The organism is Haloferula helveola (genome assembly GCF_037076345.1).
Classification (GTDB): Bacteria; Verrucomicrobiota; Verrucomicrobiia; order Verrucomicrobiales; family Akkermansiaceae; genus Haloferula; species Haloferula helveola.
Window position 1 is genome coordinate 2,610,846 of sequence record NZ_AP024702.1, and the last position, 15,177, is coordinate 2,626,022.

Below are 15,177 nucleotides of genomic sequence, written 5' to 3' on the forward strand. Positions count from 1 at the left end.
CCCTTGCGAGGAATGGTGCCCTATGCCTCGGCTACGGGAAGGGACCGGTTCCCGCACAGCATGGAGTTTTCCTACTTCGCGCTGGATGAGCTGATGAAGGGGCCGGACGAGTTCGACTGGACGCCGATCGACGCGGTGCTTCGGGACGTGAAGAAGCGGCGGAACCAGTTGATCTTTCGCGTGTATGCCGAGTATCCGGGAAAGGCATCGGCAGTGCCCGAATACCTGATCGATGCGGGTCTCGCGGTGACGGATTGGACTAGCGAAGGAGGCAGGATCACACACCACACGCCCGACTATGAGGACGGGCGGTTCCGCGACGCGCTGGAGGCATTCATCAAAGCGATGGGTGCGAAGTACGACGGAAATCCCGACATCGGGTACATCACCGCGGGGCTGCTGGGTTCGTGGGGAGAGTGGCATACCTACCCGCGACCCGAGCTCTGGGCATCGAAGAGGACCCAACGCGAGGTCATGGACGCCTACGCCGGTGCCTTCAAAGCCACCAAGGTTCTCTTACGGTATCCGGCCGGCCCGGAGTCGGAGAGGTATTCCGACAACCATGACCGACCGTTCGGTTACCACGATGACTCATTCGCTTGGACCACGCTCAAGACCGGCGGGCCGAACGACTCGTGGTGCTTCGAAGGGTTGTTGGAAGCCACGAATGCCGGAGGCAAATGGAAACACCAACCGATCGGGGGTGAGATCCGGCCGGAGCTGTGGAGCCGCAGTTTCACCTCGGACCGCCATCCGCGGGATCAGGGGTTTGTCGAGTGCGTCGAGGCGATGCATGTGACCTGGCTTATGGATTCGGGACTGTTCGACGCGCGCTTTCCGATGGATGAGGAGCGCAAGCGGACGGCACTCACCGAAACCGCACGGCTTGGCTACGAACTCCATGTTGCGGAGGCGAAGTGGGCGGATGGAGTCATGTCGCTGACCGTCGAGAACCGCGGCGTTGCTCCCTTCTACTACGACTGGCCGGTCGAAGTGGAGGTCGAGGGGGAAGTCCGGACGACCAACTGGAGACTGACCGATGTCCTTCCGGGCCAACCCCGGGTCTGGTCATTGGAGATGGCGAAAAGCGGCAGGTTGCGGATCCGTATCCCGAACCCAATGAAAGGTGGTAGGCCTCTGCGCTTTGCCAACAAGCAGCAGGGAATGGAGTGGCTCGTCGTTCAGTCCTGAACAAGCGGTCATGAAGCGCGAGGAATGCCCACACTGCTACGCCACCGTGGTCCTCACGGAAGCGGGTGACTGCCCGGCCTGTGGCAAGTCGCCAAGGGGGTTCGGTGCGGATCGAAGCAAGACTCGAATCACCCTTTCGGAGGGTCGGAAGTTGCCCGACATTTGCTTCTGTTGTGGCACCGACACCGGGCAGCGGGTGTCGGTTCGGCGAGCGACCGCCTTGGGAGTGGGCGCGTTCTTCGGAAACCTTGTGAACGCGATCGTCGGGGCACTCAACTTTGTAGCGAACGGTCTGCTGGGATTGCTCAACGAAACTTCAACCCGTCAGGCGCCGGTTCTACGGCTTCGGTTCCGAATTCCATGGTGTGAGCGCTGCTCCAAGCGTGAAGGTCCGAAGGTTGACTGGGTCGATTTCGAGGAAGGGAAGATCTCGATGGTGGTTCCAAAGGTCGTTCGAAATCGGCTGAATCGTGCCAAGGACAGGCCATGGATGTGAGATCCGGTAGCGGCCTGCGGACCTGCCGCATCCAGAGTCATATGAAGATTCGAAGTGCTATTGGAGTGTCGATTGTCCACAGTGGACCGCCCTGCAGTCGGGGTGTGAAGAGACGATGAAGCTGCTCCAACGAACGATCACTGCGATCCTTCCAGCGCCGATGGTCGAGAGGATGAGGTCGGAAACCAACCGGTGGCAGGTTCGCTGCGGGGCTTGCGGGGCGACCCAGCCGCTGTGGGAAGCCGGAGGCATCCGCTACAAGAAAACGGCAACTGCAAGTGTCTCGGCAACCATCATGGCATGCCCGAACTGCGGTTGTCTTCGCGACGCTGTCGTCGAGCGGTCCGATGGTTGAGGGTTGGTCTATCCGAGCTGACTGGACGCTAGAAGATGGATGAACGGCGAGGCGAGGAAGCAGGTGTCGCCGAGCGCTCGGGGAGATTCGGACTAGGATCTGTTCACGAATTGCGTGCGATGATGAATGCCGCTACCAGATAGACCGCAGAGAAAAAGGTCTGAGAAAGCTTGTCGTAGCGCGTGGCAATGCGTCGGAAGTGTTTGATCTTGTTGAAGAACCGTTCGACCCGGTTTCGGCGGCGGTAGCGATTCCGGTCATACCGGATGACGCCTGCCCTTGAGTTGATCGGCGGGATCACCGCTTCAATGCCCTCGAAGTTCAGGCGCTCGCGGATGCGATTGGCGTCGTAACCCTTGTCGAGCATGGCTGCTTCCAGAACGTTCTCCGGCTGGAGGCTTTCGAAGAGTGTCTCGAACTGCCTGCCATCATGGGCCTGGCCAGGGGTAAGATGCAGCGCCACGCTACAGTTCTCATCAATGGTTGCTGCGTGAATCTTGGTGCTCAATCCCCCTCGAGAGCGTCCGAGAGCCTGATCGGAAGAGTTTTTTTTGGCGCTCCGGCCGCATGCTGATGAGCTCGGACTGTGGTGGAGTCCATCATCAGTTCACGAGCTCCGGCAAAGTGCCCGCCTTGCATTTCCTGCCAAAGGCGCTTCCACACACCACGCTCCTGCCACCGCCGGAAACGCATGTAGACGGCATGCCAATAGCCCAGTTCAGGAGGTAGATCGCGCCACGGGCAACCTGTCCGGTTCAGATAAAGAACCGCCTCCATGAATTCGCGATCACTCATGGCCGGTGGAGCTCCCGCACGCGAATGCTTCGCCTTGGTCAGAGCACTTTCAATCTGCTCCCAAATCTCGTCGGTGATCATGCTTCGAGGATGTCCAGCTGGCATCCGAAGCTTGAAACAAACGCTTCAGGAAAAGTACAGATTTAATTCGTGAACAGATCCTAGCGCCTTTCGGCGGAGGATAGCTATCGTCTCACCGTGGGAAGAGAGTTTCGGAGCGCTTGCCACAACCAACGGAAGATCGAAGTAGCAAGAGGAGATGCCACGGGGATCGGGGAACTGGAGCGGAGTCTTGGCGTTTTCAGCGGCTGGATTGGCGTTTCTGCTGTTCGGAGTGCTTACGATCGTGAAGCCGCAATTCATTGTGATGTCCGGCGGCATCGGCTCGAAGGGTTCGCATCTGGTCACGAGCTTCTTCGGGACCAAGCAATCCGTGGCATTCGGGGTGGTCTTCGTCGGAATCTCGCTGGTCCTTTTCGCGGTCGCCCGTCGGCTCCTCAAGGATCAGGGCTAGCTGAGGCGAAATGCCCCAGCCAAAGTGGACACTCCGAAACGCGGCGCGGAGGTCCTGCGCGCTTGTTGCTTCCTTGACGGGTTCGTAGCGTTGTTCCTGAAAGTATGAAACTAGGTTCGCTGCAGATCCGTTGGATCGACCAGATCGTTTCGGACACCAAGGGGGTGTCGGATTTCTATTCGGATCTTTTCGGCTTTGAGCAGGAGGCGGTGGACGAAGGCAACGGACTGACCTCCTACTGTCTCAACGACAAGGAAGGAGAGAGTGTCTTCGGAATTGTCGAGGAGCGGGTCTTCAAGGATTGGCCGCACGGGTGGGTGCTGTATTTCGAAGTCCCCGACGACGAATACGACTCCTATTGCGCGCGAGCCGGAGAAATGGGCGCGGAGATCATCCGGAAGTCCCCGATGCAGTGCCTGATGAAAGACCCCGCCGGCGCACCGATCGTGATCAACCCGAAAAAGTTCATCGGGGAGGTGGAGTCCTGAAAGCGTCTAGACGGCCGTCGCCGGTTCCGGCTTGATTCGAGCTCGCACGGAGAAATCCAGCATCGCCGCGAGTCCGATGCCGGCGGCGTAGCGGAGAAGGTCGATCCAGAGGAAGCCGTGGCCAAGGATGAGCGCGCCGATGCGGGTGGAGCGGGCATCGACGAGAAACGGGTGCGAGCTGAGTTGGCTGAGCTCGATCGCGAGACAGAAGGAGCCGGCCGCGATGGCGATCCAGCGGACGGCTACGCGCGGAAACAGGAATGCGAAACCCCAGTAGATCATCGCTGCCCACAACGCGTCGCCGGCATGTTGACGGACAAAGGCGGGTTGTGCGTCGATCGAACGAGAAGCCAGGCCGAGCGCGATGATCGCGATCACCAGCCCGCCGCAGAGGATCCGGGATCGCGGTGGTCCGCTTCGATCTACTGGAAGCACCATAGATGATCGTGCGTCCGGACCAGCAGCTTCTTGCCGATCGCGACGGGAGATGCGATCAGGGTTTCGCCAAGGTCGTTCTGGACAACGTTGTTGAGGCCCTTGCCGGTGATCGTGCCGCAGAACAGGGTTCCGTCGGAGCGGCCGGCATAGAGTTTGTCTCCGGCGATGACGGGCGACGCGTAGTAGATCGCGGCACTTCTCGGCAGTTCCGATTCCCAGCGGTTCTTGCCGGTCTCGGCATCGATGCAAGTGACGGTGCCTCGGTTCCGGCCCTTGTCGGTGAGCACGTAGAACTTTCCATCTGCGGCGGCCGGCGTCGACGAGTCGCTACCGATGCCTTCGCGTGTCCAAAGCCGGTGGGTGGCGGTGGTGTCACCCTCGCCGCCCATCTTCACTCCGGCGAGGAAGTCTCCGCGGCCGAAGGGGACGACGGCGATGCCGTTGGTTGCGGCCGCGGATGCGATGACCCGCCAGTTGCCTTGCTGGCGCGGATTGAAATCCCCGTGCTTCCACAGTTCCTTGCCGGTTGTGGCATCGTGGCCGGTCAGGTGGTCGCAGCCCCACGTGACGATCGTTTCCCGGCCGTCGATCTCTGCGACGAATGGAGTCGTGTAGGCGTCCTGAGCTTCGGCTGGAGCCGGGTAATCGCGAGGCGTTTTCCACACCTCCTTGCCGGTTGCCTTGTCAAAAGCGAGGAGGAACGACGGGTTGTTGTTGTGCATCAGCGCGACCACCACATGTCCGCCAGCGAAGATCGGTGAGGTGCCTAGGTCCCACTTCAAGCCGTCCGCGGAGTAGTCGTCGTGCAGGTTGCGTTTCCAGACTTCCTCTCCATCCGTCGTCAATCCCGCCAGGGTGCCCGACTTGAAGTAGACGAACACATGCTCGCCATCGGTGATGGCCGACGGGTTGCAGCCGCTGCCCGCATTCTTGTGACGGACCCCCGCGACCTCGCCGAAGGTATGCCTCCAGACTTCCTTGCCAGCCATGTCGTAAGCAAGGACCCCGTCTTTCCCGCCGATGTCGCAGGTCAGGTAGATGCGGTCCTTGTGCACAATCGGCGTCGAGCAACCCCGGCCCGGCAGCGGCGCTTTCCACAGCACGTTGTCGGTGGGCGACACCTTGGCGGGCGGATCCGAGTCCGGCTGGGCACCGTGGCCATTCGGGCCGCGCCAGTTCGTCCATTCGGCTGCGGCGACGTGGGTCGCGAGCAGGGCCACGAGGCAAAAGGGATACCGGATCATTCCCCTCCATACGCGCGTCGGAGGCCGGGATTGTCGAGGCGATTTCGGTGAAGATTGGATGAGGAGAGCCGTCGGGTCCGTAGGAAACGGCCATGCGGTTCCCAGCTCTTCTGATCGGCGTGGCGATGGTTTCGGCTGTCCTCGCGACCGAGCGCCCGAATGTGGTGTTCATCATGGCCGATGACCTCGGCTACGGCGATCTGTCCTGTTACGGCGCGACCCATTTCAAGACGCCGGCCTGCGACCGCCTGGCGCGCGAAGGGATGCGATTCACCGACGCGCATTCGCCCTCGGCCGTCTGCACGCCGACCCGCTACTCGGTACTGACCGGCCGCTACGCGTGGCGGAGCTGGTTGAAGAACTGGGTGCTGCAGGAGAACCATCCGCTGCTCATCGACCCGGACCGCCTGACGATGGGGAAGGTGTTCCAGAAGGCCGGCTACACGACGGGCTGCATCGGCAAATGGCACCTCGGCTGGGGAACGGAGCTGAACCCCGACTTCGGCGCGGAGCCGAAGCCCGGTCCGCTCGAAGTCGGATTCGATTCGTTCTTCGGAGTGCCATTCAGCCACAACAGTTCGAAGCCACTGCAGGTCTACGTCCGCGATCGGAGTATCGTCGGGCTTGAGCCAGGCCTCGGGTACCGAGGCAAGGAGGCGATGAAGGACACGGTACGCAAGCTGGAGGACACCGCGATCGAACTTTCGAACGAGGCGGTCAAGTTCATCGACCGGCACAAGGACGAGCGATTCTTTCTCTACTACCCGACGACCAACATCCATTTCCCGCTCACTCCGAACAAACGCTTCGAGGGCAAGACAAAGGCGGGGATCTATGGCGAGTTCACGGTCGAGTTCGATTGGGCGGTCGGCCAGTTGCTCGACGCGCTCGACCGCAACGGGCTCACCGACAAGACAATGGTGGTCCTGACGAGCGACAACGGAGGCCGGCCGCATCCGAGCCTCAACGGCCACGAGTGCAACGGTCCTTGGCGGGGAACCAAGCGGACGATTTACGAAGGCGGGCACCGGGTTCCGCTGATCGTGCGCTGGCCGGGGCAGGTGAAGGCGGGAACGGAGACCGATGAAACCGTGTGCCTGACCGACTTCTTCGCCACCTTCGCCTCGATGCTCGGTCAGGAGACTCCGGACGATGCTGGCGAGGATAGCTATGACCTCGGTCCGCTATTGTTGGGCGAGGCGTCCGATCAACCGATCCGCGAGGCCACCGTGCATCACTCGGTGGCGGGACAGTTCGCCATCCGCAAGGGCGACTGGAAGCTGATCGAGGGCAGCGGCGACGGCGACTACCCGCGGAAAGCCGACGGGAAAATGGATGTGAAGACCTATCAGCCGACCCGGGATCCTGAGTCAGGCGAATGGGTGGAACTCGACTATTTCAGGCTGAAGCCCGACGGCGCGTTCCAGCTTTTCAATCTCGCGGAAGACCCATCCGAAAAGCGGGATCTGGCGGATGAGCGGCCCGAAAAGGTGCGCGAGTTGAAGGAACTTCTGGATCGCTACCGTAGCGCGAAACGTTCGACGCCATAAGCTGCTCGGGCATCGCGTATTTCCGTCACCGGGTTTCCGAATTGCGGATTTCGAAAAAATCAGCATCCTGATGATATGAAGCACTTCCTCTCCAGCTTCCTGGTCCTGCTTCTCGGCGCATCATTCTCGATGGCCGAACCGCGGACCTTCACCAACACCGAAGGCCAGACGGTCGAGGCCGAACTGGTCGCGGTGCGCGATGGCGCGGCGGTTCTCCAACTCGCCAACCGGAGCATCGCCAAGGTGCCGCTCACGAGCCTTTCCGAGGCCGACCAGACCTTCGTCAAGGAGTGGTGGGAGAAGAACAAGAACAAGCTCGATCCGATGGATTTCAAACTCGAGATCGACAAGAACACCGAGCGGATCGATCGCAAGGTGACGAAGTCCGGCGGAGGTGGCGGGAACAAGAACAAGAGTCCGGTCACCAAGAAGATGCAGAAGGACGAGATCAGCTACAGCTGCGAGCTGGAGAGCTACGCCCAGCGCGACATTTCCGACATCGCCGTCAACTACACGATCTACAAGCGGGTCAGCACCCGCGACAAGGAGGGCTCCGAAACGACCACCGAGGAGATCGAGGGAGAGACCAACATCCGTCTCCTCGAAGCCAAGGGCTCGACCACTTTCGAGACCGACACGGTGCCCTGCGAGGACAGCTCCCAGACCGGCGGCAACCAGCCGCGGACCTACAAGCGGGAAACGGTGATCGGTCTGGTCGTGCGGCTCAGCGTCGGCGGCGAGCAGTTCCTTGAGGAGAGCTACCCCGAGAACTTCCTCGATCGGCTCAAGGAGGAAGAGGAGCGCGAGGAAGAGCGGGCCGAGGACGAGGACTGAAGCTGCTCTCGGCGGATCCTACAGACCTGAGGGGAAACGCCAGAGCGTGAGCTTCTCACCGGCTTTGATGAGCAGATCGCGCCCGACCAATGCCGGGGCCGTCCAGGTGTCCCCATCGGCAAGCCGGTAGGTTCGGACGACCGAAGGCTTCTGCTTCGGGTCGCCGTTTTTCAAGATCCGGAGCCGGCCGTCATCCGTCAGGGCCAGCACATGCCCGGGAATCGCGAGGAACTGGCCGTTCTCGCCAGCGCGCGGGTCACCGAGCCAGATGACCTCCCCGCTCTCCGGATCGAGACTGAACATTTGACCGGTCTTGAAGTGGGAGAATCCAAAGACCTGCCCGTTGCCGAGGACCGGGCTGCTCATGTCGAGCGAGGTGTCGCGATGTTGCCAAACTTCTTCCGCCGACCACGCATCGTCCGTCCTGCTCACCCGGATCGCGAACATCCCGCGGTTCTCACCGCCGACGATGAAGGTGTTCTCAAAACGGATGGGAGTTGGCGTGTTCTGGTTGTTTCCGCGATGCGGGAAGTTGTGTTTCCAGAGCAACTCGCCAGTCGAAACGTCGATCCCGCACAAGCCGTCGTGATTGAACTCCACCAACTGCCGGACGCCATCGATGGTCTCGACGAGGGGCGACGAGTAGCAATTCGCCTCTTCGGTCCGGACCCAGAGGTCCTTGCCGGTTTTCGGGTCGAGGCAGAACAGCGCCCCATCCTCGCAGCTGCCGGTGTGGGCGAACAGCCGGTCACCATCGACGATGGGTGACGTTGCGGTGCCCCAGTAGGGATGCGCCTCGTCGAAGTGCTCGCGAAAGTCGCGTTTCCAGAGCGGTTTGCCATCGGCCGCCGACCAAGCCCGGAGGGTGCCGTCGATGCTCAGGGTGAAGACGCGACCATCGGCAAACGAGGGCGTCGACTTCGGTCCCGGACCATGACGCTCACCACCGCGTCCGGGAGTGAAACGCACGGGCCACGACTTGCGCCAGACCGGCTTTCCGGTGTCCCGATCCAGGCACCACAGCACCTCGTCGGCACCTTTGCGGGCGTGCTGAAAGACCCGGTCGTCGATGATCAGGGGCGTCGAGTAGCCCGTGCCGACCTCGGTCGTCCAGACGCTCTCCGGCGAATCAGGCCAAGGGTCCGGCACCTTGAAATCCGGCAATCGCGCGCTCCGGTCATCGCCCCGCCATCCGGTCCACGAGGTGTCTTCCGCCAGGCAGAGTGGACTCAGGAGCGAAAGCCCCGCGGCAAGCCGGCAGAGCGATGATTGACCTTTTCTCATGCTCGCATCGAAGCACGGGGCACCGGCCCGCGCAACCGGAGCCGGTCGGTTTCACATGCCGCTCGTCTGCAGAGCTGGGAAACACTTCGCGAACTCCGGATCGACCGGAGCCTCGATCCGCAGCGGTTCGCCGGTGCGGGGATGCGTCAGTTCCAGACACTTCGCCTGCAACAGCATGCGGGTGCCGGTGCCGAGGGTGGCGCCGAGGCGGTCGCTGGTCTCGATGCCGGCGTAGCGGTAGTCGCCGACGATCGACTGTCCGCGATCCAACAGATGACGGCGGATCTGGTGGAACCGCCCGGTTGCAGGGATCGCCTCGATCAGAGAGAGCATCAACTCGGGGTCGCTGGAAAAGGAACCCCGCTCACGCACCGTGAGCCGGCGGAACGACGTTCGGGCAGGCAGGAGGTCGTCCTCCGGGTTCCTTCGCAATGGCGTCTCGCACTCCCAGTGGTCGGGAACCTCACCCACCACGACCGCATGGTAACGCTTCTCGACCCGGCGCGTCTCGAAGGCTTGCTGGGCAGCGGCGGCGGTCTTCTTGTCGAGTGCGAGCAAGAGCACGCCGGAGGTCGGGCGATCGAGGCGGTGAACGGGATACACGCGGCGCCCGAGCTGGTCGCGCAGTCGCTTCATGACGATCTGTTCCGGAGGTTCCGGATCGCGGCCCGGATGCACCAGCATGCCGGCCGGTTTGTCGATGGCGATGAGGAACTCGTCCTGGTGAAGGATGGTCAGGGGCGCGTCGATGTCCGAGCCTTGCCCGAATTCCCGAAGCTTCCAATCCCGGAACCGCTCATCGAGTTGTACGAACTCCTGAGAGTGATCTGATTTATTCCGATGACAATGGATGGAACCGCCAAGTCGCCAAGGGCGCTAAGGAAAGCGATAGTGTTTAGCTTGGCGCCCTTGGCGACTTGGCGGTGAATCAAACAGAGTCGGAATCGTTTGGGAGAATCGTATTACTCGACCTTGTGCGTGGCAGGCATGCCGCGGAAACGGTCGTCGGGATCGTTGGTGCCGCGGAGCGGAATCGCGACGCGGGTTTCGGCATCAATGTCGGCCAGCCCGGAGCCGAGAACGACCTCGGCCGTGTCGATCATCTTGTCTGTGTCCGCGGTGCATGCGGCGATCGGATCCTGCAGCGTGACCGAGGAAGTGGCGGGCCGCCACATCACGCTGAGTGGCGTGGGAGTCCGGAAAAGCAAGACTCCGTCGGGATCCTTCAGTTCACCCGCTTCGCGGAAAAACGCATGGGAGGTGCCGTCGCGCGGGTCGCGGGCGGCTTGCAACTCCGCGCGGTTGGCGAGGATCTCGACCGGTGGCGATGAGAGCCAAGTCTTCGCGTCGGCCGCGTCGCCGCGCATGCAGACGAAGTAGCTGGCCGATGCGTCTTTCGGATGCGGTCCGTGATCGATCGACAGATGGAAGACGGGTGCCTTGCGGTCCTTTGCCGGGCTGTTGGAGATCGCTTCCCGTGTTTCTTCATTCATCGCGAATCCAGGGATCGGAGTGAAAGGATCACGGCGGGTGAGCTGCAGGTTGAGCGAGCCCGCCTTGCCGCTGCCCGCCTCGTTGCCGGTCGGCAAAATCAGGTAGCCGATCCCCGAATGCAGGACCCAGTAACGTTGGTCGAGCGGCAACGAGACGTTTGCCTCCGGTCCGTCCCCGGCATGGGTCGTGGTCGTTCCGTCCTGGGCGATGACCGTGACATCCCCGTTCCAGTCGCACTGGTTGAGGTTGGTGCGGGTCGTCACGCCATCCGGAATCTCACCGCCACGGCTGGTGGTGATCGAGTGGATCAGCATCAGCATGCCGTCGTCGGTGAACACATGCATCTTCCGGCAATTGCCGCCGGTGTTCTTGTTGACGTAGTGGAAAGCCGCGTGGCCGAGTTCGCCGTCGGTCACGCCACCCGCGGTCGATCCGCCGCCGGCGCGGTAGCGGTCGGGCGCGTGAAGTTCGTCGTCGAGGTGCGTCGTTCCCGGCAGCGACCGGTAGCGCCACAGCGACGGGTTGTCGGCGAGCTTGCGAATCTGGCCGTAGGCGGAGTTCGGCGCGTTGCGGTGGATGCCAGTGAATTCCTTGCCCGTCCGCATGAAGGTGGTCACGCCGTCGGCGAAGGACATGTTCCACGGGAAGTGCCCGGCGAACGACTCGATCGGTCCGGCCATCGGCGAGATCATCTTCAGGTCGATCTGGTAGTCGTCGCGGCGGTGGACGGTCAACAGGTTTCGCCAGAAGAAACGATGCCCGGTGATCGTGTTCGCGGCCTTGGCGTGGATCCGCGCGTGCATGGCCTTCAGCGAGCTACGGTCTTCGTCGTAGATGGCGCCCTCCGGAAGGTTGGTCAGCCGGTTGGCGAGTTGCGTGAGCTCCCAAACGTTTCCCTTGTGGTCGTTGTGACGGCCGTTGGTGACCCACGGGTCCGTACCTTGGTAAAAGAACCACTCGAACGCGAGCAGGTAGCGGGTGAGCCGTCGGTACTGCTCGCGGGTGTAACCCCATGGCGACCCGAACCTCGCGCCGTTGGCGATGCGCGAGTACCAGTCGCGGCCGTAGCCGTGCATATGGATGTGGCGGCCGTTGGCATTGTGGAAGATGAACATGCCGTCGCTCGACAGGCCCTCGGCCCGGCCGGCGGCGTAGCGGAAGTGGCTGTCCATCAGGCAGGCCGCGGTGTCCCATGCGTGGGGATCGTCGAGCGAGCGCGCGGCGCGCCAGAAGTTCACGATGAGGTTGTCATTGTCGCCGTAACCGTCGTTGGCGCCGTGATGGGCCTCGGAAAAGAACGAGCGCGAGAGGCAGGTGGCGACCGCGTATTGGGCGAGCTCGGATCGCGCCTGCAATGCTTCCAATTGGAGGTCGGGCACCGTGTCGCAGAGCGAAAGGAATCCGCGCAACGACTCGAAGTGCCGCATCATCCGCCCGTCGGTCTTGCCGAAACCGGCGACCTTGAGCTGATCGGGATGGGATCGCAGGAATTCGGACCTCGCGCCGATCAATGCGAAAGCCGCGCGGGCGGCACGTGGGTCTCCTGCAAGCGACTTGCCTTTGAGGAAGGCGGCAACCAGTAGGTTGCTGTGTTTGATGAAGGTCGGGGCATCACCGACGTAAGGGTTGAGGTCCGCGCCTTCGGCCAGAACCGCATCGATGATTGCCGCCGCTTCCGTGTCGTTCGCCGATGGATGGATCTTCGCCGCACGGTGGGCGAGCCCGTCGGTGACCGATGCGAGGGCCGCCTCCCGAACGGAATCGACCCGGTGGGCGAGACGGGACTCGGGGAAGGGCACGAACGTTTCCGAGCCGGGCGGCTTCCACATCAGGCGCGATGCGAGGTGCGGCTGCTCTTCGGTATTGGCGAGCAGCACCTCGATGGGAATCGTGCCAGCTTTCCCGGCCTCTAGCTTGAGGGGCATAGCGACCTCCGAGGCGCTGGCTCCAACGGCCCAGCGGCCGGGCAGATTGCAGTCGAGCCGGAACTCGTGCGTGCCGGGTTCCTCGATGAGCAATTCTCCCGCAATCCGCGCGTAGACGCGGAAGCCCGGCGAGAGATCGTTGAAGGGGTAGTTATGGATTCCGCGGCTCTCGATGATCGCGGCGCGGTCTTTCGCGATCGAGAGCGAAGGTAGCAGTCCGCAAAGGTACGACGGCTTCTCCCACCACGGACGCGTGACGTCATCGAGTGGCGGGGTGTGGACCGACTCGCCGGTCCGGAACGCCGGATAGCCATTGGCGGTGTAGCCGTCCGGCCAGCTTGCCTTGCCGCCGAACTTGACGGGCTCCTTCAGGTCGAACGCTTCGCCGTCGCGCCGCTCGAATTCGTAGATCAGCCCCGGATAAAGCGCGTCGCTGCCGTCGGGGAAACGGATCGTGAATTCCTGCTCCACGGCCGGGTCACCCGCGCTGCTCTCCGATAAGGTCGCCGCCAAGCGAGTGAACCGCTTCCTCAGCGCGAAGCTGCCAAGGTCGAGCTGTTCGGCCGGCCCCGAGTACCACAGCACCCCGGTGTCGGGATCACGGAGGCTCAGGTCGCGTCCGGACGATGCGGTGGTCGCCTCGATTCTGAGGTAGCTGCCGGGCTGGACCTCGATCTCACCTTCGGCCCAGCCGCCATTGATCAGAATGCCGGGCCTCGAGGGAGCTTCGGTGGTCGCTTCGTGGGGCTCGGGCTGCGGGCTTTCCTCGCCGCAGGAGATCAAGGCCGCGCAGAAGGAAACACTGAGAAGACGTCGGAAAAGCATGGGTTGTGAGATCGGGATGGCCGGTCGGGCCAAGGAACGGCTCGGGCCCGGGTATGCTTTCAGATGCAGGAATCAATCCGGAAGGTGAGTTTTCTTGATCGGATGGGCGAGGGATGGCCCGCTCGGGTGGACGACCGATCCGGAAACATCAGGGACCGGATCCGCGTAGTCGCCCGCCTGATCCCTGTCGATTTCCCATGCGATTTACTCACCTTGTCACGCTCTTCACCCTTGCAGTCGGACTCTCCCACGCCGCCGAGCAGAAGCCGAACATCCTCGTGATCTATGCCGATGATCTCGGCTACGGCGATGTCGGCTGCTACAACCCGGAGCGCGGGAAAATCGACACACCCCACATCGATGCGCTCGCCGCACAGGGGATCCGTTTCACGGACGGGCACTCGTCGTCGGGGGTCTGTTCGCCGTCGCGCTACACCCTGCTGACCGGCCGCTACCACTGGCGCAGCCGGCTGCAGAAGGGGATCGTCAACCATTGGGCGGCTCCTCTCATTTCGCCCAGCCGCCTTACGATCGGAGGTTTGGCCAAGAAGCACGGATACCGCACCGCCTGCATCGGCAAGTGGCACCTTGGCTGGAACTGGCCGATCCCCGAGGGGAAGAAGAGTCTTTTCAGCGGGCCGAAGAAGGGTGCGAAGGCGACCGACGCCCACCGGGCCGTGTGGAAGGAGACATTCTCGAAGCCGATCGGTGGCGGACCGACCGCGGTCGGCTTCGACGAGTACTTCGGCACCGATGTCCCGAACTGGCCACCCTACTGTTTCATCGAAAATGACCGCACGGTTGGCATTCCGACCGAGTTCGGAAGCGATGCGTTGTTTCGTCCCAACCAGGCCAGCACCCAGGGTCCTGCGCTCGAAGGCTGGATGCTTGAGCCGATCCTGCCGGCGCTGGGTGATCGCGCGGTCGAGTTCATCGAGCGCGAGGCGAAGACGCCGGAACCATTCCTGATCTACCTGCCTCTGACGTCACCGCACACGCCGCTTTCGGTGAACGACGAATGGAAGGGCAAGAGCGGCCTCGGTGCCTATGCCGATCTCGTCATGGAGACCGACGCGGTCGTGGGCCGCGTGCTGAAGGCACTCGATGATGCCGGCGTCACGGACAACACGCTGGTCGTCTTCACGAGTGACAACGGCTGCGCCCACTACATCGGCACAGCGGAGATGGAGAAGAAGGGGCACTTCGCCAGCGGGCCGCTCCGCGGCTACAAGTCGGACACTTGGGAAGGTGGACATCGTGTTCCGTTCATCGTTCGCTGGCCCGGTGTCGCGAAGGCCGGCGGTGTCTCGGGACAGCTGGTCCACCAAGCGGATCTGATGGCGACCTTTGCCGATGCCATCGGCGCCGAGCTCGGACACGATGAGGGCGAGGACAGCTTCAGCCTCGTACCGCTCCTGAAGGGCAGTGACGAACCCGTTCGCACGACCTCGGTCAGTGCCTCGATCCGTGGACTGCCGTCGTTCCGCACGGGATCATGGAAATTCATCCCCGGTTCCGGGTCCGGCGGGTGGACCGGAGGCGGGGCGAAGAAGGGCGTCCAACTTTACAACCTCGCTGAAGATCTGGGGGAAAAGAACAACCTCGCGGATCAGGAACCGGCCCGTGTCTCGGAGATGAGGATCGCGTTCGAGGCGATCATTTCCAACGGCCGCAGCACGCCCGGACCGAGGCAGCCGAATGACGTCAAAGTGGTACGCTTCGGTCCCAAGGACGGATAACTGCG

At 62.5% G+C, this 15,177-nt stretch carries 13 protein-coding genes and 1 pseudogene; 8 read left to right on the forward strand and 6 right to left on the reverse strand.

Annotated elements, in window-relative coordinates:
- Positions 1 to 60: 60 nt before the first annotated feature.
- Both HAHE_RS09545 and HAHE_RS21735 read left to right on the forward strand, forming a co-directional pair.
- Entirely contained in the window at positions 61 to 1,191 is a 1,131-nt protein-coding gene (locus HAHE_RS09545) for a DUF4832 domain-containing protein (RefSeq protein ID WP_338690519.1), read from the forward strand.
- A 668-nt stretch (positions 1,192 to 1,859) separates the two neighbouring features.
- Entirely contained in the window at positions 1,860 to 2,042 is a 183-nt protein-coding gene (locus HAHE_RS21735) for a phage terminase large subunit family protein (protein ID WP_425511001.1), read from the forward strand.
- A 106-nt stretch (positions 2,043 to 2,148) separates the two neighbouring features.
- Here the strand turns inward: HAHE_RS21735 and HAHE_RS21740 are convergent.
- A pseudogene (locus HAHE_RS21740) lies at positions 2,149 to 2,958 on the reverse strand (IS5 family transposase); the annotation flags it as partial.
- A gap of 225 nt (positions 2,959 to 3,183) precedes the next feature.
- Between HAHE_RS21740 and HAHE_RS09560 the strand changes: the two are divergent.
- A complete protein-coding gene (locus tag HAHE_RS09560; RefSeq protein ID WP_338690521.1) occupies positions 3,184 to 3,351 on the forward strand; it encodes a hypothetical protein in 168 nt (55 codons plus the stop codon).
- A gap of 104 nt (positions 3,352 to 3,455) precedes the next feature.
- Positions 3,456 to 3,839, forward strand: coding sequence for a hypothetical protein (locus HAHE_RS09565; protein WP_338690523.1), 384 nt, complete (start codon positions 3,456 to 3,458; stop codon positions 3,837 to 3,839).
- A gap of 6 nt (positions 3,840 to 3,845) precedes the next feature.
- Here the strand turns inward: HAHE_RS09565 and HAHE_RS09570 are convergent, their stop codons facing one another.
- Together HAHE_RS09570 and HAHE_RS09575 are read right to left on the reverse strand one after the other, a co-directional pair.
- On the reverse strand, positions 3,846 to 4,217 hold the full coding sequence (locus tag HAHE_RS09570) for a DUF2809 domain-containing protein (protein WP_338690525.1): 372 nt from the start codon (positions 4,215 to 4,217) through the stop codon (positions 3,846 to 3,848).
- Positions 4,218 to 4,261: 44 nt separating this feature from the next.
- Positions 4,262 to 5,521 carry a PQQ-binding-like beta-propeller repeat protein gene (locus HAHE_RS09575; RefSeq protein ID WP_338690526.1) on the reverse strand — a complete coding sequence of 420 codons (1,260 nt, stop codon included), beginning with the start codon at positions 5,519 to 5,521 and terminating at the stop codon, positions 4,262 to 4,264.
- Between the two features lie 92 nt (positions 5,522 to 5,613).
- Between HAHE_RS09575 and HAHE_RS09580 the strand changes: the two genes are divergently transcribed.
- Together HAHE_RS09580 and HAHE_RS09585 are read left to right on the forward strand one after the other, a co-directional pair.
- Positions 5,614 to 7,071 (forward strand): arylsulfatase, encoded by a 1,458-nt coding sequence (locus HAHE_RS09580; RefSeq protein WP_338690527.1) that lies wholly within the window; start codon positions 5,614 to 5,616, stop codon positions 7,069 to 7,071.
- A gap of 75 nt (positions 7,072 to 7,146) precedes the next feature.
- Entirely contained in the window at positions 7,147 to 7,905 is a 759-nt protein-coding gene (locus HAHE_RS09585; RefSeq protein ID WP_338690528.1) for a hypothetical protein, read from the forward strand.
- 18 nt (positions 7,906 to 7,923) lie between these two features.
- On the opposite strand, the gene HAHE_RS09590 is transcribed toward HAHE_RS09585, so the two are convergent.
- Positions 7,924 to 9,189 carry a PQQ-binding-like beta-propeller repeat protein gene (locus HAHE_RS09590; protein ID WP_338690530.1) on the reverse strand — a complete coding sequence of 422 codons (1,266 nt, stop codon included), beginning with the start codon at positions 9,187 to 9,189 and terminating at the stop codon, positions 7,924 to 7,926.
- 51 nt (positions 9,190 to 9,240) lie between these two features.
- Complete coding sequence (locus tag HAHE_RS09595) at positions 9,241 to 9,873, reverse strand: RluA family pseudouridine synthase (RefSeq protein ID WP_338690532.1); 633 nt, start codon at positions 9,871 to 9,873, stop codon at positions 9,241 to 9,243.
- Here HAHE_RS09595 and HAHE_RS09600 point away from each other — a divergent pair.
- Positions 9,862 to 10,020 carry a hypothetical protein gene (locus HAHE_RS09600; RefSeq protein ID WP_338690534.1) on the forward strand — a complete coding sequence of 53 codons (159 nt, stop codon included), beginning with the start codon at positions 9,862 to 9,864 and terminating at the stop codon, positions 10,018 to 10,020. The genes HAHE_RS09595 and HAHE_RS09600 overlap by 12 nt on opposite strands.
- Before the next feature lie 131 nt (positions 10,021 to 10,151).
- On the opposite strand, the gene HAHE_RS09605 is transcribed toward HAHE_RS09600, so the two are convergent.
- A complete protein-coding gene (locus tag HAHE_RS09605; protein WP_338690536.1) occupies positions 10,152 to 13,433 on the reverse strand; it encodes a polysaccharide lyase family 8 super-sandwich domain-containing protein in 3,282 nt (1,093 codons plus the stop codon).
- 197 nt (positions 13,434 to 13,630) lie between these two features.
- Between HAHE_RS09605 and HAHE_RS09610 the strand changes: the two genes are divergently transcribed.
- On the forward strand, positions 13,631 to 15,172 hold the full coding sequence (locus HAHE_RS09610) for an arylsulfatase (protein ID WP_338690538.1): 1,542 nt from the start codon (positions 13,631 to 13,633) through the stop codon (positions 15,170 to 15,172).
- The last annotated feature ends 5 nt before the right edge of the window (positions 15,173 to 15,177 follow it).